The following is a 19,425-nucleotide window of genomic DNA, read 5'->3' on the forward strand; positions in this document are numbered from 1 at the left end:
GGCTTGTCATACGATGGCTGAACCCACTAAAGCCGGCTGTGTTTTTTCACCTTACAAACGGAAAACCGGTCTCTTCCTTCCTCCTTTCATTAGTCGTTGAAACGCCCTGTAGATGGGGGTTCCGGTAGTGAAGGGGCATCCCCTCACCGCCCCTTCAGCCTCCTTTCATTTATAATACTTCTTCCGGCTTTTGAACTTTTTCGATAACGCTTTACGGTAGGGGCGGACCCATGTGTCCGCCCAATGGCTTAAAGTGAACTGTTCTCGGGCAGACACATGGGTCTGCCCCTACAGAAAACGGCAGGCTGAAAAGAGGTGTAAAAAGTACACAAGGGAATTGCTGAAGGCAGATTGTGAAGGGACTCGGAAAGCGCGGCTGAAGGGAGGATGAGGGGATGTGCTGTCATTCTTAACCGACTGATTATCCGTATGTTTCGGCTAAAATGTAAGGATGAACGGAAAAGGAGAAATGACCGACTTGGTGAGGGTGGTTCCATCTTCCCCTACATGAAAAACATACCGAGCTTTTTAAAAAAGGTGCCGAGGTTTTTTTAAAACACCAAGGTCTTTTTGGAAAACACCAAGGTCTTTTTTGCAGCATGGGAGTGTGTCAAAGCGAAACCGGGCTATCCCATCGTCAGTTGTAGGGGCAGGGTTCGCCTGCCCGAAGACACAAAACAAACTGTTTTCGGGCGAGCAACCCTCGCCCCTACGCACGAAACGACAGCATTATCCACATTTTGACCCCCTGTTTGTAAAGTGTGTAGTGTGTACGTACGCATCGGTCTACACATACGGTGGCATAAGCCCACATGTATATATGTCATTGTGTCAGGCTCCGTCATATTCTGTGCCGGGATTGGATTAGTTTGTCTTCCCTCTTGACAAACGCTTTTTTATGTTGTATATTTGTAATTCGTCAAACCTAAAAAAGAAGTGCTCATGAATGTATTCGCCACTCTCAAAACAGTCTTCTTCGGAAGCAAATTCCTGTCCAGTCCTATTCCCTCCGACGGAACACCACGCCGTGACCTCGTATCCGCCCTCAACGGACTGATGCCGCTTTGTCGGACCATGCCCGGTGTGCACCTGGCAGTGGATATCTGTGAAGGCCGGGTGGCTCTGGTGCTGGACTGGACTCCGCGCACCGACGGGAATGCGCTGGCGGGCAGTTACCACTACATCGTTTCCGGTGAGGATGGGGTGAAAGAAGTCACCAAGTCACAGGTTCTTCTTGCTGAAAACGGCGAGGGAAATTTGTTGGAAAGCAGAAACGTCTTTTCCGGATGTCCGGAAGTTTTAACAGAAGAACCGGAGGAGGAGTCTGTACAATCGGGAAGCGTTCGAAAGGTTATGAATTCCGTACACTCAAAAGACATTAAAAAGGAAGTCGAACCAACATCTTTGGAAGATATCCGAAAGGAACTCGGAGTGAAGTCCTCGAAAGATATTGAAAATAAAGTCGGAGTGATATCTTTGGAAGACATCCGAAAGGAGGCCGAACTGAAATCCTTGAAAGACACTGAAAAGGAGGCCGCGCCAATATCTCCGGAAAAAACTGTTAGGAAGGCGAAATCACGCTCCTTGATGCAGGAAGTGACCGCTTTCCTTACCTCCCGCTACCACTTCCGGTTCAACGTGCTGACCGAGGAAACCGAGGTGGCGGGCGTGGAAAACGGCATTCCCGATGACCACTTGCGCTACGCCAAAGTGGACGAACGCTGGATGAACTCGCTCAGTCTGGAAGCCATCGAAGCGGGCATAGACTGCTGGGACAGGGATATCCAACGCTTTGTGCGCTCGCGCCGCATCAGCGAATACCATCCCTTTACCGCCTACTTTGAGCGGCTTCCCGAATGGGACGGCACCGACCGGGTATCGGCACTCGCCCGCAGGGTGTCTGACGCCCCGGTATGGGTGAACGGTTTCCACCGCTGGATGCTGGGACTCTCCGCCCAATGGATGCAGTTCCGGCCGGATACCAACCGAGCCAACAGCGTGGCACCCCTGCTGGTGAGCAGTCGTCAGGGACTGGGGAAAAGTACGTTCTGCCGCCTGTTGATGCCCGATGCGCTGAAAGCTTACTATACAGAGAGTTACGACCTCAGCTCACCGGCATCCGCCGAAGCCAGGTTAGCTGCCTACGGCCTGATTAATCTGGATGAATTCGACAAGTTGGGTGCGTCCAAAATGCCCCTGCTGAAGAATCTGATGCAGGCTTCCGCGCTGAATATTCGCAAGGCCTACAAACGCAGTGCTTCGGCACTTCCCCGCATCGCCTCGTTCATCGGCACCAGCAACCGGGAAGACCTGCTGGTGGACCGTACCGGTTCACGCCGTTTTCTCTGTGTCAGTCTGGAGCACGCCATAGACTGCACCACTCCCATAGAGCATGAGCAACTGTACGCCCAACTCAAGGCGGAGCTTCTGTCCGGCGAACGCGGCTGGTTCAACAAGGAAGAGGAACAGGCCATACAGCAACACAACGCCCTGTTCTACAAGCATGTACCCGAAGAGGAGGTGTTCCGCCTCTGCTTCCGCTTTGCCACGGAAGAGGACGAACCGCAGGAGGTGCTGACCCTTTCCGCCACCCAGTTGTTCGAGCGGATGAAGTCCGCCCATCCCTCAGCCATGAGGGGCATGACGGCCTACAGCCTGAGCCGCATCCTGCCCCAGTTGGGCGAGCGGGTACATACTGCCAAGGGGAATGTGTATCGGGTGGTGGAATGCTAGGCATTAATACTTGGGTACAGACAGTTCCTGGATGGTCTGTATCATCTTAAATTTGGCATTGGACCTTTGGAAGAATTCCCTGATTTTTCCCGGGTATTCCATATTTCCCGGGGTGACATCCGAATATCCAAAATCTTTTTGTTCAGAGACAAGCGGATACGATGCCGAAACAGTCAAACAGAGTAAGGGCAATCAGGAAATGGGATTGGCGGAGTATCTGCTCAAAAAGTTTTTGCCCTTCGGATGATGACTTGTCGATATAAGGATAGACAATGATATCCGTATCCTCCGGCATTTGTGCAGGGGTGCTTCCGATAATGGTCAATGTGCATGGAATGGCTTTCTCTTTTACAGAATGGAAGACTTCAATAGCTTTATTCCCGCCTTTCATTTCCCAATTTTTACCTATAAAGAGCAGGTTACAGACAGATGTACAGTCATGCCCGGCATACTCGGGAATATTGTCTATGTTGGCTCCGAACTCTATAACGCTGATTTTTTCGGGGGCTGCATGGTAGTGGTTGACGGCACTGTTTTGGGCCCATTCGGAAGCATATACAATATGTGTTGCCTTTTGGATGGCTCTTTCTTCCAGCCCTTCGGCTAAATCGAGTTTTTGTGAGTCTGTGATTCCCAGGTATCGGTTGAAGAGCCTGCAAGTGGTGTCACCTATATATATAACAGGAATATCCGTTGTCAGATAGGCTAAAAAGAAATAGTCCCGGCAGATAATCAGGTCATAGCATTCATAATGGAACAAGTCGGTCAGCATCTTTCCGGATACTTACAGGAGGCATGGAAGGAGTGTCTTTCATAATATGGTTGTCATCGTTTGATTATCGGTTCTTTAAATGGGCGGCTGTTATGTCCTTGTCGCACCATGCCAGCAGATTTTCTATTTTGGCATTCATTATATTCAGTGTGTGCAATAAGACCAGAATGAAATAGACTTCATAATAATCCTTGCCGGTAGTATTATCCTGTAAGGCTTCAGCTATCCAGTCAGTGAGACAGACGGTTTATTCTTTCAGGCCCAGCACGACCGGTTCTTCAGAATCCTTCCTGTAGCAAAGCCGATGGTATAAAAACAGGCCAGCCCTGATATCCCCTGTCCATGTGCAGCAATATCCAGCTCCGTATGAACTCCACGGATAGTTGGGAAACGGAAACGATGAGTTGGGCTGTCAGAATCAGCGTAATAAAGCCCGGGGTCCCGTCCCGAATCCCGACATCCACCAATGATTGCGCAAGGAAAGGGAATATCAGCTGCAAGAGGCTCACAGCCAACATTCCCAGGAGTAAGTGAGCGATTTGTCTTTTATAGGGAAACAGGTACTTGAAAAAGAAAGTCAGGCTATAAGGTAAAAGCGCATTTCATTAAGAACTGTATTTTCGGGAAGTCGTTTAAGGTACTTAGGATTGATAAAAGCAAGGTTGATTATTACATCCAACTCTCCCAACTGTTTTGACAATTCAGGAGCATAGGCATACTGTATAACCAAACGGTGAAAGAACTTCATTCCAATTTTGCGGAAAAGAAAGCAGTTGCTTTACAAACTGGAACAATGTACTATCGAACTGATGAAAACGAATCAGCAGATTATTGCACTTACCAAACAGTTTGAAGCATCTTATAAGGAGGAGGGAATAATATCAGTAGAAAAATAGATGTACTTGCCAAAGGAAAAACATCCCGAAACTGCCATGTGTACAGCTTCGGGATGAATTTCATACTTACTTATCCGTTCCGTGTTCTTTTTCAAACTTTCGGAGCGTACCCACCTCGAACCGTTCCTTTATGAACTCACGCACACCCGAAGCCCGGTAATAGGCTTTTCCGCTAATCATCATAAATGATTGCATCTTTTCACTTCGCAATCTCTGTAATGTTCGGGTACTAACTTTGAATAACAGACACAAATCCTGATTATCCAAAAGTTTATCGCCTGGCATCACTTCGGGGTTGGTCTGCAAACTCTTTACGTCTTTGCCTACTTCTTCCAGTTTATCGAGAAGTTTTTGCATCCAGTCTTTGAACTCGTAATTATCTACATACATATTGCTTCATTTTTCAGGTTATACATTAAGATTGTCAATCGATTGATGAAGCAAAGTTCAGAAAAGGACGAACAACAAATTACAGGGTAGCATACGCTACCCTGTATAAATTGATGCTAAACACCTGATTATCTATACCCTTTATTTCGTGTTCTTTTCGGATAAGGTTTGCCAGTTCATCAAGGAACTCGCTTAACTTGGCAGGCTTTCGCTTGATGACATCCATGTATTTTTGGAAATAATCTCCCAATTTTATATTAAAGCGCCATTCAAAGGCTTTGCCTAAGTCCGTCAGATGAACAGGTTTTCCATTCTGATATGTTACACGTTTGGAAAGAAACAGGCTGCTGACTATTTCCATGACATTGATAAGGCTTGTTTTGTCAGCTAAATGGAGAGAGGAAAGGAACAGTTTATTTGTATGTTGCTGAAACTGTTCAGGATATTTTATGCGCAATTTGACGATACGCATTTCATTGTTCAATAATCCCATTGCTTCATCAATTAAAGCAAAAAGAGTATTTTTTCCTTGCTTAAATCGTACACGATACGATTTAAAACGGTGTAAACCAAAGGATAAATAACGTAGTAAAACGCTATAATATTCTTCGTTAATACTGAAATCGGCTAAATGTGCAGCCAATTCTTCAATAGCTTCTGTGAACTCTAAGACAGAAACTTTACGCTGTGAGTATTCCGACATTAACCGGAAAAATCTCTGTTGTAGCAAACTGTTCATCTTTTGTCGGATTACCGATAAAGGATTGTTCTAATTCCTTTTTAAAGGCATTACTAATATGTACAGATATTTCGCCGTCAGCATTTTAGACGATTTGACAGAATAATTCTTCGTCCATTCTCTTTGTTTTTGTGCATAGATAGGACGAAAAATAAGAAAAATGACAAAAAACATAATAATCTTTCATCTTGTTGCATATATCATATTATTTGTATTCATTGCTTTGGAAAACTTTATGTTCTTTTTATTGTCTACCGTTAAAAATACAATTTGTATCTCAAATTCGGGACAAGAGTTACACTATGTTTCTTTTCTACTTGATTAGTTAATATGTTATATTGATAATAAGAATTTTTAAAGCCATTCAGGTTTAGGAATTGCAGAGAAAATTCATGCGATACTTTTTTCTTATTTATTCTATAATTGATTGTTAAATCTGAAATAAAAGATGGGGCTAATTGGAGAGAATAAGCTTTCGTTTCATCTTCTTTGATAAGATGTGTATTCTCGGATTTTATATAATCAATGGGAGTATAACGTTCTCCACCTTGATATGTAATCTTTGCATTAATTCCTATTATTTTATTTCCCTTTTTACCCAATATCCATTCCTTCCCTGCCAATGCTTTTATAATAAAGCGACGATCCATACGTGAACTTCTCCAAATTCTGTCTCCACCCATATACTTTGATTTGAACAAAGAACCGTTTATCATCCAATACCAGCCGCTTTTCAAGTAGTGCTCCAATGTTATGTCGATGCCATAGTTTTTGCCCTTTCCTACGCCTACTAATTGTCTGTCCAAAATAAACGCATTAAAATTTATAATGGAAAAAGAAGAGTTTTCTTCCACAGGAATATCATATAAATATTGGAAATAGGGTTCAATCCGCAAATTCAAGTTATTTGTAATCATCCAATCGTAAGTCAGATTAAGTTGGTGTGTTTTCGCCAAACCTAATGGGGTGTTGTCTATATTCCTCTGATTAGGAATATGGGTATAATAGTATTCGATTCTTTCTCTTCTGCTTGAAAGCCCATATCCGAATGACAGATATTGTTTAGGGTGAAAGTTCCATTTAAGACTTAACCGTGGCTCAATTGTCCATGCTTTATTCAAATCGAAATATTGAGTTCCGACACCCACATTCAGTTTCAATTGCTTGCTTAACTGAAAAAGCGAATTTGAATATATATATAATACGTTATTTTGTCCGCTTCCATAAGCATAACGTTCCATTGGATGAAATAATCCGGCATCAGGGCTTGTGTTAAAGTTCAAGTGATAAAATATTCCGGTGTAACTAATACCTGTACGGTTCGTATGCCAAGCATTGAAACGCTTGTTTATGAACGTGTTGATTTGCAGGTCCGTTTCATGTTTCGTTGCGAAAGCAATTGGCATTCTATTCAACTCGTTATCATAAATATGGTTGTTTGCTTTTGTGCCCGAATAAGTTAAGCCCATATTGGTCTTCAAATAGGCGCTACTGCTCAAAGGTAAAATATGTATCATGCCAAATACGCCTTTTTGAAAATCAGCCTTTTGTTCTTGCCGTTCCGAAATTGTTTCCCATTTTTCCGCATTATCTTCCGGCTTTTGAGTTATTTTGTCCAAAAGTCCGATGCCCCAGAATGTGAAAGTTCCCATATTGAAGGTTGGCAAATTTATTTTGAAAGCCAAATCCTGATAATCAAGCCCTTCATCAGAACCACTGATTTTATCGGCTAAACCCGAATATGAATAGCGATAGTTAATAAATAAGAACTGCCTTTCTTTTTATTAATAGGTCCTTCTGATGAAACGTCCAGCCCCCATACACCAAACTGGAATGTGTGTTCAAATTGGTTTGGATTTCCATTGCGCATTTTCATATCAAAAATGCCAGATAGAGAATTCGTAAATTCAGCGGGGTAAGCACTATAGTAAAAGTCCGAGTTACCAATGATTTGCGTGCTGAGTCCTGTCAACATTCCCCCTCCAAGTCCTGTCATATCTGCATAGTGCGTGAGGTTAGGAGTTTCAATCCCCTCCATCCTCCATTGGGCAAATTGGGGTGAATTCCCCCTTATTTCCATTGCATTTGAGTTTACGCTGCTTGATGCGATACCGGTAAACGCAGCAGCCAAACGAGTAGGGTCATCAAAATTTCCGGCAAATCGTGAGGTTTCTTCCACGTTTAGCATCCTTCCTCCGGACAATGCCATCATATTCTGCATGTTATTACGAGGGATGGATGCTACGACTGTTATTTCATTGAGCCTTTCAGGGCTTTCATCCAAATAGAAATCAAAGTTCCTTTCCCGTAAAGATGTAACGAGCAAATAATCGGATAATGAAGGAGAGAAACCTATCATACTCGTTTTCATTCGATAACGTCCGACTTTCAAGTCCGGAAATCTAAAGAAGCCACAACTGTCGGTTGATACGCCACATATCTGATTATCATTGGCATCCAACAGTATAACATTCGCATAGCATAAGGGCTTCAATGTTACTTTATCTTTTACCGTTCCTCTGATTCCACCACCGGATTCAACTGCTTCTTTTTTTATAATTATCAAACCATTGTTTATAACAAATGACAAGCCATACTTTTTCAATACGTTTTCCAGTATTGTATTCAGAGGTTTTCTCTCATATTTTATTTTGATTTTTCTATTATTTTGTGCATCTGATTGCTTGTACGCCATCCTATATCCGGTTTTTTCTTTAACTGCTTCCAAAAAATCAGTAATAGTAAAATCGCCCTCTACCGAGTATCTGACATTCAAATTCTGTGCAAATAAAGGGCTTTTCAATAAGAGCATCAAAAAGCAAATAAAGATGAATGGATTAGTTTTCATTGTGTGATTGTTTTGTGCGAATTATGAATGATTGATTATTTTTCTCCCATGATAAATCTTCATCTAAAGTGCATAAAGCATCAAGAATATCCTTAATGGATGCTTTAGAATTAAATTCTATCGTGTACTTTTCAGATGTATTTCCTTGCAATGCTATCTGAATATTAAACCGCCGTTCAAGCATATTCATTATATCATGAATTGAAGCATTGTGAAAGGATAAATCTGCTTGTTCTTTATTCCGGTTAAATAATAATTCCGTTTGTTTTGACAATTTGTCATATATAATCTTTTCTTTTGGCTTTAAGATGAAGACCTGCGAATTCTGTTGAATAGAAACTTGGATAGAGCCGTTTTCCAGATAAGCCGAAGCCTGTATGTCTTCCTGATAATTCTTGATATTGAATTTTGTTCCTAAGACTTTTGCAGTCAAATTTTTGCAGTCAACGATGAAAGGCTTCTCTTGAATAGGTTTCACATTAAAATAGGCTTCACCTTGCAGGCTGACATAACGAATTGTATCATCAAAATCTTTTTTATAACTGATTTGAGAACTTGGGTTTAAATAAACGGTAGAACCGTCCGGCAAGATGATATTCTTGTATTCTCTATTTGCTGTTGCAATTACTTGCACCGTTTGGTTGAATATTTCATTTCTCCATAGCCCAACACTCCCTATTAACACACATAAAAGAACTGATGCCGCCACATACCAATATGAATATTTTTTTTTAATGACTTTGATATTCTTGAAATTTAGCTGATTCGCTATTTTGTTCCAAGAATTTTCCATATTGTAACTCTGTGAGTTGACTTTTATCTCATTCCATAAATCTGACAGAGCCGCATTTTTCAATTCTGTTTTCTCATCATTGCATAACCAACATTGGATTTTCAATTCCAAATCTTTAGGATATGTACGAATGAAGTATCGTTCGATGATTTCCTGAATGTAGTTCATAATTCTTATCTTTTTTATATGTACAATCAATAAGCATTATACTCCCATCCACGAAACCGATATTTAACCTATGATAACATATATAGCATAAAGATAAGATACATTGAAATAGCCCTTCTTATATCCTTTAGGGCTGTACTGATTTGGTTTTCAACCGTTTTTTGACTTATCCTCAAGATGTGGGCTATTTCTTCATTGTTTAATCCTTGTTCTCTGCTCAACCGATAAATCCGTTGTCGTTGTGCAGGCATTTCAGAAACGACCATTTCTATTAACAGACTTATTTCTTTGGCGAACAGATTGTTTTCCCCTGTATTGCCGATGCTTATATTTAATTGTTCTGCCTCTATCGGAGAATGTGGAAAAATTGCTTCTTTTTTCAAGTAGTTTATTGCTGTATTACGAGATGATACAAAAATATAATTACTTAAATTTGAGGTGGCATCTAATTTGCTTCTGTTAACCCATATATTGACAAATACATCTTGTGCCAAATCTTTAGCTGCATTATGGTTTTTTATTATTCCCATAATGAAAAATACGACTTTTGAATAGTACATTTGATAAAGTTGCTTAAATGCATATTCATTGTCTTGCTGAACTTGAGAAATTAAATCCTCTACTGCTATTGCCATCATTAATTTCTTTGATTACGATTCAAAGATAGAAATAAGCAGTAAACACACAATGGCTCATTTTACTTTTATAGGAATATATAAGCTTACTTGTATTTTATAAATTTCACATTACTCTGCGAATAAATTGCTCTTTTATTTTATTTCTCTATATAAACACCTATCGTTGCACCAACTCAAACAACCACCGCAACACTAAGCAATCTAAAGAATTGCACACGTGGGGTTATTAGTAGGAGAGAGAACTAAGAGCTTGCTAAGATATTGAATACGTGAAGAATAGAAGAAAGGTTCATCTTCCTTTCAGTCTTGTTACTTTTCGATGTGCTTCAGCACTACCCCTATTCTTTTCCAAGGTTTCTCCCAGTTTTTCTTTTTATAAACGTCTTTTATTTCATGGATGAGAGGAGAAAGGAAGATACGACACCAAGCAATTTGTGTAAGAATTACTAAGAGTGATTAATAATGACACACTAATCTGCTGGTAAGAGTTTTATTGAAATAGCTACTTCGGGGTTCCATCGCATTAGAGAAAACAATGAAACCTGAAATAGCTACAGAAAATATCAAAAGGCTGATTGCACAGTTATGCACCCTACAGGCCTAACTGCGACTAACCTGCAATCCCTTGTCGGACAATGTCATATCGACAAAACGAGCACAACTGTTTGGCGGATTCTGGGTCAATATTGTTCTTATTTTGACAGCAGCTTCGGGGTCTTTAGCCACCATATAAAGATAGCCTCCCCCGCCTGCTCCGGGCAACTTATAACCCAAGCAATAATCATCAATCCGACGAATGATAGCCTCAACCGATGTAGGATTAGTCCCCGAATCAAGAGCCTGATTCTGCTTCCAGCTTTTACCTACCAAACGACCCATTTCATCAAAATTACCACGTTGGACAGCTTCATATAAATCAAGTGCATGGCTTTTCATGCTCCCCAACAGTGCAAGATGTTCTGTAGAATTGAGGAACATACTACGGACAATCTCAGCCAAAATTCCTTTGGCAGTGCGAGTGATACCGGTATAATACAACAAATGACACTTCTGATACTCACTGCCAGTAAACAAATAATCGGGCAACCAACGAACTAACGGACTTTGCTCTATACCGGCATGGGTCTGAAGAAGCTTAACCCCACGAAGCACGCCTCCATACTGGTCTTGCCATCCCCCACCGGTAGTGAGCAATTGCTCCAAAATCAGAGTACGATTGCATATTTCATTCTTATCCCACTTCAAGCCACAGAAATCAGAAACCGCACCAAGCACCGTGGAAGCCAGAATAGAACTTGTGCCCAAGCCTGAACCTGCAGGAATAGCCGACAACAAGGTGATTTCAATACCTGAACCAAATGCCTTGAGCTGCTCTTCCAACGTAGCATAAACGTCGACAGAGAATCCCGGCTGGAAACCGGCCAACACCAAGGCCGCCTTAGGAATAGAGAAAGGAGAACCAACCTGCATAAAATCATGCAGTTCTTCATAAGTAACAACAGTCTCCATTGCCCCCAAGTCAATAGAGCGTAAAATAATCTTATATTCTTTACAAGGCTTTACATAGACTTGCAAAGGAGGTTGGCCATTCAGTTCAATAGCGATATTCACCACATTTCCACCTTCATTCAGACAATAAGGAGGAGTATCTGTCCATCCGCCCGCCAAATCAATACGAACCGGACTTCTTCCCCACACAATCTGGTCAGAATAAACCGACAAATAAGGTTGCTGTTTTTTCGCCAATGCAGCAGCTGTCAAACCTTCGCGCATCAGCCCAAACGCCTTACTTTCATCATCTTCATAGGCTTCACCACTAAGTTGTCTGACTTTAGCCCGAAACATGTAATCACTTACCCGGGTCATCAATGGCGCAGACAGTGGCAATGAATCCGGCAACTCCAAATGATGAGTGGCAAATTCATAAGCGGCATCTTCCAAATTCAACTGATAAAAAACACTACGCTCATAATTACGTGCCAACACAGGCCAGTTCATAACCCGAAATGCATCACGCTGAGCAGCCAAACGACGCAGATTAGCATAAGCGGAAATCTCATCGGCCGACAACCGGCGAGAACGTTTCCATATCTCCTTACCTTCCTGAAGTTCGGGTTCGGAAATCATCCAACGCATTACCAGTCCCAAATCTTCCACTGTAGAGCAAACAGGGAATAAACGGGCGGCCTGCAAATCTTGGATACCTTCTATCTCTTCAACTGCTATTCCACGGCAAGAAAGCCATTCACACACCGGAGCGCCCTGATAAACAGTATTTTTATCCGTCAGTGCCCCCTTAAAAGCATCATTAAATCCATAGGGACGGGCTACATATTCAGTTTCTCCCAAAGGTACCACATCAACACATACCCCCGATGGTACATTGAGTTTCCAGTTATTATCCGGAACTCCTGTTATAATCGTCTGTTGATGAAGGTTCCACTCCTTGCCTACACAACTGTTTTCTATCCAGATTTCAGAATTATCCGCAGTAAGATGATAAGCCACATCAGCATTCTGTACAAACATAGCCGGATGGGGCTTCACTTTGCGATGCATGATTTCACGTTGGTCGTTCACCAAATTCTGCACAGCCAAAGTGGAGGAGATTAATTCCCTGCTTGTTCCATAATGATAAAACTCACCTCCGGGCAACGGCAAGATAGCCACACTCAACCCATTCAACTCTTTATCTACAATACGCGGATGTTCGCCCAGTGTCAATCCAAATTCGGAATACATATCATAATATGAGAGCTCACCTTCTTTTTTAGAACGTTTTACCAACAAACCAACAGCCCGATCACTCAGTAACCAAATACCGATATCCATCAGGAACAAATGAGTTTGCATCAATTTACCTAATTTTTCGACCGAAGGTTTCTGAAGCATAAAGTCCAGTTTGTCGGGATTGCTGCGCGAAGAAACAAACACCCCATGATTCTTTGCCAAATTGGGATCTACCCAAAGCCCATAGCACACCACATCAGCATCAGGAATATCCTGAAGCGGCTGATCTGCACGGATATACACATCTCCGCTAGCTATCAATGTACGCAGAGAAGCCGGAGCCTTCTCCATTATTTGTTCATATAAGGGAAGTTGGAGTGACAGCAGATTTTGTTCCAAGCGCTGTCCCCTTGCCCATCTAAAGACAGGAACAGGTGTTAATATTTTACCCGACGGAGCATATCCGGGCAAACGCCGGCTCTGTCCGCCGGCGTGCAACAGTATTCTTTTTTCCTCCCCCAGCCATTCCATGAAGTCCTTATCAGGAGCAACATGCTGTTTACATGCTTCAAGCAGCCAGGCCGTTCCTCCTCCCGAGCCCAGTTTACTACCAATAGGATCAGAAGTACAAAACCATTCACCACGGTCGGCCTTTTCTATATCATGAAAACATTCCACCAAATTAGGGGGAAGCGATAAAAGTTTTTTCATAATGCATCTTTGTATTTATAATACGCAAAGATGCTTATTTTCCCCTAACGAGCCAAACGGAACAAGAAAAATTTAGTCGTTAAAAGCAAATACACGTTCATCCAAAGGCATCACTTCTTTCGGCCCGGGTTGTGCCACAGGAACTCCGAAAGGCATCTGTGCTATCAATTTCCAATGTAGCGGCAGACTCCATGCAGCACGCACTTCATCATCAATCAGCGGATTATAATGTTGCAGAGAAGCACCCATTCCGGCATCCTCCAACATCGTCCAAATGGCAAATTGATGCATCGCGTCAGTCTGCTCTGCCCAAACCGGGAAATTATCTTTATAAGTGGAGAACTGTTCCTGTAAAGCATGGACAATAGACATATCCTCGAAGTACAGAATCGTTCCGTATCCACAAGCAAAACTACCATCTATTTTCTGTTCCGTTTTAACAAAAGCCTCCGCAGGAATCTGCTTGCGCAACGTGTTTTTAACGATATTCCACAACTTTTGGTGAGCTTCACCTGTTAATAAAACAACGCGTGTGGTTTGCGAATTGAATGCTGAAGGAACATGTTCGACAGCAAAACGAATCAAATCCAACAATTCTTTTTCAGACAACGTGGATTTATTGTCTATCTGATAAAAAGTGCGGCGGTTCTTTATGGCCTCCTTAAAAGTTTTTGTCATATTCAGCAATTTATTTATGAGTTATTTACCTATATAAACAAGCAGACAGCAAAAGAAGTTCACTTTCTTTGCTTTTTTCAATACAATCAACTATTTTTGTTAGCTAATTATTAACATTATAAAGAACACATTCAATGAAAGATTTTCTTAAATTTACATTGGCTAGTTTAATAGGCGTCATTTTAGCCGGTGTGGTACTCACTGTGCTGGGCCTTATCACCGTAGTAGGCATGGTAGCTTCATCAGACTCTGAAACGATAGTGAAAGACAATTCTGTATTCGTCCTCGATTTGAAAGGCAACTTGTCCGAGCGTGTACAAGAAAACCCGTTCCAACAAATATTGGGAGAAGAAAATGCTTCTTATGGGCTGAACGACATTTTATCTTCCATCAAAAAAGCCAAAGAAAATGACAAGATTAAGGGTATCTATATCCAACCGTCTTATTTGGCCACTTCCTTTGCGTCATTGGAAGAAATACGCAATGCGCTTCAAGATTTCAAAGAAAGCGGTAAGTTTATTGTAGCCTACGCAGACCAATACACACAAGGCATGTATTATCTGGCAAGTGTGGCAGACAAAGTAGTAGTAAATCCTCACGGAAACATTTCATGGCACGGACTGGCATCACAACCTGTCTTCTTCAAAGATTTGCTGGACAAACTGGGCATTGATGTACAAGTCTTCAAAGTAGGCACTTACAAATCGGCAGTAGAACCGTTTATCGCTACCGAAATGAGCCCTGCCAACCGTGAACAAGTCACTGTATTCTTAAACTCTATATGGAACCAGCTACTGGATGGCGTTTCGGTGTCACGCAACATCTCCAAAGATTCCCTTAATGCTTATGCAGACCAATGCATGGATCTCTGTCAGGCAGAAGAGTATATCAAATGCGGACTAGCCGACTCACTGCTGTACAAGGATGGAATGCTCGCTTATCTGAAACAACTGACCGGACGGAAAGAAGACCAAAGTCTGAACAGTCTTTTCCTCGAAGATATGATAAACGTAAAAAAGAATGTCCCCAAAGATAAAAGTGGAAATGTAGTTGCCGTATATTATGCATCAGGAGAAATTTTAGATGCTGCTTCCTCCAACTCTACCGAAGAGGTCATTGACGGGCAAAAGATGACACGAGACTTGCGCAGACTGCGCGATGACGACAATGTAAAGGCAGTTGTCCTGCGCGTAAACTCTCCGGGCGGAAGTGCTTATGCTTCAGAACAAATATGGCGCGAAGTAGTACGCCTGAAAGAAAAGAAACCGGTTATCGTCTCTATGGGTGACTATGCTGCATCAGGCGGTTATTACATCTCTTGCGCCGCAGATTCTATCTTTGCCGACCCGACAACCCTAACTGGTTCTATCGGTATTTTTGGTATGATTCCTTCGGGAGAGAAGTTATTCAAAGACAAACTGGGACTGGATTTCGATGTAGTGAAAACCAATAAAATGGCCGATATGGGAGCAAGTTTCGGACCACTCGTAACACGCCCATTCAACAATGCCGAACAGGAAGCGCTTCAAAACTATATCAACAATGGATATAAACTATTCGTAAACCGTTGCGCCGAAGGAAGAAAAATGTCGGCAGCAGATATCGAAAAAATAGCCGAAGGACGAGTATGGACAGGTGAAATGGCTATCGGCTTAGGATTGGTAGATAAATTGGGTGGCATCAACGATGCTCTGGCAGCTGCCGCAAAACAGGCAGACGTAGAAAACTACACCGTTATCAGCTATCCAGAAAAAGAAAGTTTCTTTATGAACCTGCTGAACAGCCAACGTAAACACTATGTCAACAGTCAGATGAAAGAATATATGGGCGGTTTCTACAGCTATTTCGAAATTTTACAAAATCTGAAAGAAATCAATCCTGTACAGGCACGTATGCCATTCGAACTGAACATCAAATAACTTTTAATGGAGAATAACTTTATCAAAATACATAAGTGGCTATACCCGGTTTCGTGGCTTTACGGAACCAGCGTATGGATGCGCAACAAGCTATTCGACTGGGGAATATACAAAGAAAGAAGCTTTGATATTCCGGTTATCTCGGTGGGCAATATTACCGTCGGAGGTACCGGGAAAACACCTCATACCGAATATCTGATAAAGTTATTGCAACCAAACTATAAGGTAGCGGTACTAAGCCGGGGCTATAAACGAAAATCAAAAGGTTTCGTATTGGCCAAGCCGGATACTCCGGTAAATATGATAGGTGACGAACCATTCCAGATGAAGCAGAAATTTCCAGATATCTATATGGCAGTAGACCATGACCGCTGCCACGGCATCGAGGAATTATGCAACGGATACACCGCACCCGGAACGGAAGTTGTCATATTGGATGACGCTTTTCAGCACCGCTATGTGAAACCGGGAATGAACATTCTTCTGGTGGACTATCACCGGCCCATCTGCGAAGACGCTTTGTTGCCGGCAGGACGAATGCGCGAACCCGAAAAAGGCAAAAACCGTGCCCATATCGTGATAATCACAAAATGTCCAAAGGATATAACTCCTATGGACGTGCGAGTGCTGCGTAAACAGATGGGATTATATCCCTATCAACAGCTTTACTTCACAACTCTGAATTATGGAAAATTGTATCCTATCACCCGACAAGGGAAGGAGTATCCCATAACCAATATCCATAAAGACGCACATATATTGCTCGTTACCGGAATTGCATCCCCGGCTAAGTTAATCCATGACTTGGCCCCTTATAACGAACATATCAACCCATTGACATTTAGTGACCACCATGACTTCACCCCTCAAGACATGGAAATCATAAAAGGCCGCTTTGAACAACTGCCGGAAGGCAAACGAATGATTATCACCACAGAAAAGGATGCGGTGAGACTGTCATCCCATCCATTGTTGGACGAAACCATCAAACCATTTATCTATGTACTCCCGATAGAAGTGAGCTTTTTACATGACCAACAAGAATTATTCAACTTAAATATAACCGAATATGTTAGAAAAAATCCAAGAGACCGCAGCTTTTCTGAAAGAGAAGATGCATACTAACCCCGAAACAGCAATTATACTGGGCACAGGTTTAGGAAGTTTGGTACACGAAATTACCGATAAATATGAAATAAGTTACAAAGATATTCCTAATTTTCCCATATCGACAGTAGAAGGTCACAGTGGAAAACTCATCTTTGGCAAATTAGGCAACAAGGACATCATGGCCATGCAGGGACGGTTCCATTTTTACGAAGGATATTCAATGAAAGAAGTTACTTTCCCGGTACGTGTAATGCGCGAATTAGGCATCAAGACACTGTTTGTGTCTAATGCTGCCGGCGGAACTAATCCCAATTTTGAAATCGGTGACTTAATGATTATCAGAGACCATATCAACTTCTTCCCCGAACATCCGTTGCACGGAAAAAATATCGAATACGGCCCCCGTTTCCCAGACATGAGCGAAGCCTACTCTAAAGAACTTATCAACAAGGCATTAAAAATAGCCGAAGAAAAGGGCATCAAAGTACAGCAAGGCGTATATATCGGTACACAAGGACCGACTTTTGAAACTCCGGCAGAATATAAGATGTTCCACATCCTGGGAGCCGACGCCGTAGGTATGTCTACCGTCCCCGAAGTAATTGTTGCGAACCATTGCGGCATTAAAGTGTTTGGAGTATCAGTCATCACAGACCTCGGCGTGGAAGGCAAGATAGTGGAAGTTTCTCACGAAGAAGTTCAGAAAGCGGCAGATGAAGCGCAGCCACGGATGACAACCATTATGCGCGAACTTATTAATAGAGCTTAACAAGAATATGCAGGAAACAAATAGAACAGAAATTGCAGCTTTAGGCGAGTTTGGCCTCATCAAACACCTGACTCAGAATATCGAGTTGAAGAACCCCGAGACCAAATACGGTGTAGGTGACGATGCAGCCGTGCTTGAATTTAAAGAAAAGGAAGTATTGGTTACCACCGATCTTTTGATGGAAGGAGTACATTTCGACCTGATTTATACACCACTAAAACATCTTGGATACAAATCAGCCATTGTAAACTTCTCCGATATTTATGCCATGAATGGAACTCCCAAACAAATCACCATATCCTTGGCTGTATCCAAACGCTTCTGTATAGAAGATTTAGAGCAGTTTTATGATGGCTTGAAACTGGCTTGCCAGCTACACAATGTAGATATTGTAGGTGGAGACACCACATCTTCAGTCACAGGCCTGGCAATCAGCATCACTTGTATCGGCGAAGCCGACAAAGATAAAGTGGTTTACCGTAATGGAGCGCACGACACAGATTTGATTTGTGTCAGCGGTGACTTGGGGGCCGCCTATATGGGATTACAATTGCTGGAACGTGAAAAAGCTGTATTCCAAGACCAAAAAGAAGCAACCCCCGACTTCTCTGGCAAGGAATACATATTGGAACGCCAACTTAAACCGGAAGCGCGTAAAGATATCATTGAAGAACTTGCCCAAGCAGGAGTACAACCGACTGCCATGATGGATATTTCGGATGGACTTTCTTCCGAGCTGTTACATATTTGCTCACAAAGTAACACTGGCTGTCGTGTTTACGAGGAACGTATCCCTATTGATTATCAGACGGCTGTGATGGCAGAAGAGCTCAATATGAATGTCACCACTTGTGCATTAAATGGTGGCGAAGACTACGAACTCCTGTTCACAGTTCCCTTGACAGACCATGAAAAGGTTTCGGCTATGAAAGGCGTAAAAGTAATTGGTCACATCACTAAACCAGAGCTGGGCTGCGCCCTTGTCACTCGTGACGGACAAGAGTTTGAACTAAAAGCACAGGGTTGGAATCCATTGAAAGAAAAATAATTTCCATTTTAAAATGCTGATAATAAACATATTAATTATTATCAGCATTTTTTCTCTCTATAATATTTGCAAGATTAGAAAACTTTATCTACCTTTGCAACCGCAAACAAGAAACAATGGTGCCATAGCTCAGTTGGTAGAGCAAAGGACTGAAAATCCTTGTGTCCCCGGTTCGATTCCTGGTGGCACCACTTTGAAGAAAAGGCGAACGATGTAAATCCCTGAATTTCAAAGAAGTTCAGGGATTTTTCTTTTCCAAGAACAGGCAAAATCAGTGGGATTGGAGCAACTATGGCTCAGCGGATATTTCTATACGCCCTTATTCAAGGGACTGTTTTTAAAAGAGGGCAGTCATTATTCTTGGAGATTTAACATATCAATCAAGCACCTGTCGCCGAACGTTGTCTCCTCCGGCTTTCAAACGCTGCATACGTTTTTGAACTCCCTAAGTCATTTCATTAGCCAGACTAAGCGTTTTCGTCC

Annotated in this window: 13 protein-coding genes, 1 tRNA gene and 3 pseudogenes; 7 read left to right on the top strand and 10 right to left on the bottom strand. The window is 42.2% G+C overall.

Annotated features, from left to right (window positions below; genetic code table 11):
* Window positions 1-942 precede the first annotated feature (942 nt).
* The gene (locus tag IR173_RS05340) at window positions 943-2,733 is read left to right on the top strand and encodes a VapE domain-containing protein (RefSeq protein WP_237038643.1); all 1,791 of its coding nucleotides are present in this window, start codon (window positions 943-945) and stop codon (window positions 2,731-2,733) included.
* A 142-nt stretch (window positions 2,734-2,875) separates the two neighbouring features.
* On the opposite strand, the gene IR173_RS05345 is transcribed toward IR173_RS05340, so the two are convergent.
* Together IR173_RS05345 and IR173_RS05350 are read right to left on the bottom strand one after the other, a co-directional pair.
* On the bottom strand, window positions 2,876-3,505 hold the full coding sequence (locus IR173_RS05345) for a glycosyltransferase family protein (RefSeq protein ID WP_237038644.1): 630 nt from the start codon (window positions 3,503-3,505) through the stop codon (window positions 2,876-2,878).
* A 338-nt stretch (window positions 3,506-3,843) separates the two neighbouring features.
* Window positions 3,844-4,089, bottom strand: a pseudogene (locus IR173_RS05350) (peptidase domain-containing ABC transporter); the annotation flags it as partial.
* Between IR173_RS05350 and IR173_RS05355 the strand changes: the two are divergent.
* A pseudogene (locus IR173_RS05355) lies at window positions 4,080-4,401 on the top strand (plasmid mobilization protein); the annotation flags it as partial. The pseudogenes IR173_RS05350 and IR173_RS05355 overlap by 10 nt on opposite strands.
* Window positions 4,402-4,467: 66 nt before the next feature.
* Here IR173_RS05355 and IR173_RS05360 read toward each other — a convergent pair.
* The 8 genes and pseudogenes from IR173_RS05360 to IR173_RS05400 all read right to left on the bottom strand — a co-directional run bounded on the left by IR173_RS05360 (window position 4,468) and on the right by IR173_RS05400 (window position 14,096).
* On the bottom strand, window positions 4,468-4,791 hold the full coding sequence (locus IR173_RS05360) for a helix-turn-helix domain-containing protein (protein WP_237038645.1): 324 nt from the start codon (window positions 4,789-4,791) through the stop codon (window positions 4,468-4,470).
* Window positions 4,792-4,870: 79 nt separating this feature from the next.
* Window positions 4,871-5,337: pseudogene (locus IR173_RS05365) on the bottom strand (RteC domain-containing protein).
* Window positions 5,338-5,787: 450 nt separating this feature from the next.
* Window positions 5,788-7,182 carry a TonB-dependent receptor gene (locus IR173_RS05375; protein ID WP_237038646.1) on the bottom strand — a complete coding sequence of 465 codons (1,395 nt, stop codon included), beginning with the start codon at window positions 7,180-7,182 and terminating at the stop codon, window positions 5,788-5,790.
* Between the two features lie 77 nt (window positions 7,183-7,259).
* Entirely contained in the window at window positions 7,260-8,378 is a 1,119-nt protein-coding gene (locus IR173_RS05380; protein ID WP_237038647.1) for an STN and carboxypeptidase regulatory-like domain-containing protein, read from the bottom strand.
* Complete coding sequence (locus IR173_RS05385) at window positions 8,368-9,339, bottom strand: FecR family protein (RefSeq protein WP_237038648.1); 972 nt, start codon at window positions 9,337-9,339, stop codon at window positions 8,368-8,370. The genes IR173_RS05380 and IR173_RS05385 overlap by 11 nt, the downstream gene beginning before the upstream one ends.
* Before the next feature lie 68 nt (window positions 9,340-9,407).
* Window positions 9,408-9,977: an RNA polymerase sigma-70 factor gene (locus tag IR173_RS05390; RefSeq protein ID WP_237038649.1), complete on the bottom strand. Its 570-nt coding sequence runs from the start codon at window positions 9,975-9,977 to the stop codon at window positions 9,408-9,410.
* Between the two features lie 600 nt (window positions 9,978-10,577).
* Window positions 10,578-13,418 carry a bifunctional fucokinase/fucose-1-phosphate guanylyltransferase gene (locus IR173_RS05395; RefSeq protein ID WP_237038650.1) on the bottom strand — a complete coding sequence of 947 codons (2,841 nt, stop codon included), beginning with the start codon at window positions 13,416-13,418 and terminating at the stop codon, window positions 10,578-10,580.
* 72 nt (window positions 13,419-13,490) lie between these two features.
* Window positions 13,491-14,096: a nitroreductase family protein gene (locus tag IR173_RS05400; protein WP_237038651.1), complete on the bottom strand. Its 606-nt coding sequence runs from the start codon at window positions 14,094-14,096 to the stop codon at window positions 13,491-13,493.
* Between the two features lie 134 nt (window positions 14,097-14,230).
* Between IR173_RS05400 and sppA the strand changes: the two genes are divergently transcribed.
* From sppA to IR173_RS05425, 5 genes are all read left to right on the top strand, one after another.
* Window positions 14,231-16,015: a signal peptide peptidase SppA gene (sppA, locus tag IR173_RS05405; RefSeq protein ID WP_237038652.1), complete on the top strand. Its 1,785-nt coding sequence runs from the start codon at window positions 14,231-14,233 to the stop codon at window positions 16,013-16,015.
* A 6-nt stretch (window positions 16,016-16,021) separates the two neighbouring features.
* On the top strand, window positions 16,022-17,140 hold the full coding sequence (lpxK, locus tag IR173_RS05410; RefSeq protein WP_237038653.1) for a tetraacyldisaccharide 4'-kinase: 1,119 nt from the start codon (window positions 16,022-16,024) through the stop codon (window positions 17,138-17,140).
* Window positions 17,085-17,894 carry a purine-nucleoside phosphorylase gene (locus IR173_RS05415; protein ID WP_237038654.1) on the top strand — a complete coding sequence of 270 codons (810 nt, stop codon included), beginning with the start codon at window positions 17,085-17,087 and terminating at the stop codon, window positions 17,892-17,894. Before lpxK ends, IR173_RS05415 begins: the two co-directional genes overlap by 56 nt.
* Before the next feature lie 7 nt (window positions 17,895-17,901).
* Window positions 17,902-18,942, top strand: a complete 1,041-nt coding sequence (gene thiL / locus IR173_RS05420; RefSeq protein WP_237038655.1) for a thiamine-phosphate kinase — start codon at window positions 17,902-17,904, stop codon at window positions 18,940-18,942.
* Window positions 18,943-19,060: 118 nt separating this feature from the next.
* Window positions 19,061-19,133 (top strand) — tRNA-Phe (locus IR173_RS05425).
* Window positions 19,134-19,425: the final 292 nt, after the last annotated feature.

It is taken from the genome of Phocaeicola faecalis (assembly GCF_021730445.1).
GTDB lineage: Bacteria > Bacteroidota > Bacteroidia > Bacteroidales > Bacteroidaceae > Phocaeicola > Phocaeicola faecalis.

Coding starts and splice junctions, on each gene's coding strand:
- IR173_RS05395 (WP_237038650.1), bottom strand. CDS start 13,418: ATGAAAAAACTTTTATCGCTTCCCCCTAATTTGGTGGAATGTTTTCAT.
- IR173_RS05340 (WP_237038643.1), top strand. CDS start 943: ATGAATGTATTCGCCACTCTCAAAACAGTCTTCTTCGGAAGCAAATTC.
- lpxK (WP_237038653.1), top strand. CDS start 16,022: ATGGAGAATAACTTTATCAAAATACATAAGTGGCTATACCCGGTTTCG.
- sppA (WP_237038652.1), top strand. CDS start 14,231: ATGAAAGATTTTCTTAAATTTACATTGGCTAGTTTAATAGGCGTCATT.
- IR173_RS05380 (WP_237038647.1), bottom strand. CDS start 8,378: ATGAAAACTAATCCATTCATCTTTATTTGCTTTTTGATGCTCTTATTG.
- IR173_RS05390 (WP_237038649.1), bottom strand. CDS start 9,977: ATGATGGCAATAGCAGTAGAGGATTTAATTTCTCAAGTTCAGCAAGAC.
- IR173_RS05385 (WP_237038648.1), bottom strand. CDS start 9,339: ATGAACTACATTCAGGAAATCATCGAACGATACTTCATTCGTACATAT.
- IR173_RS05360 (WP_237038645.1), bottom strand. CDS start 4,791: ATGTATGTAGATAATTACGAGTTCAAAGACTGGATGCAAAAACTTCTC.
- IR173_RS05375 (WP_237038646.1), bottom strand. CDS start 7,182: ATGGGAACTTTCACATTCTGGGGCATCGGACTTTTGGACAAAATAACT.
- IR173_RS05415 (WP_237038654.1), top strand. CDS start 17,085: ATGTTAGAAAAAATCCAAGAGACCGCAGCTTTTCTGAAAGAGAAGATG.
- thiL (WP_237038655.1), top strand. CDS start 17,902: ATGCAGGAAACAAATAGAACAGAAATTGCAGCTTTAGGCGAGTTTGGC.
- IR173_RS05345 (WP_237038644.1), bottom strand. CDS start 3,505: ATGCTGACCGACTTGTTCCATTATGAATGCTATGACCTGATTATCTGC.
- IR173_RS05400 (WP_237038651.1), bottom strand. CDS start 14,096: ATGACAAAAACTTTTAAGGAGGCCATAAAGAACCGCCGCACTTTTTAT.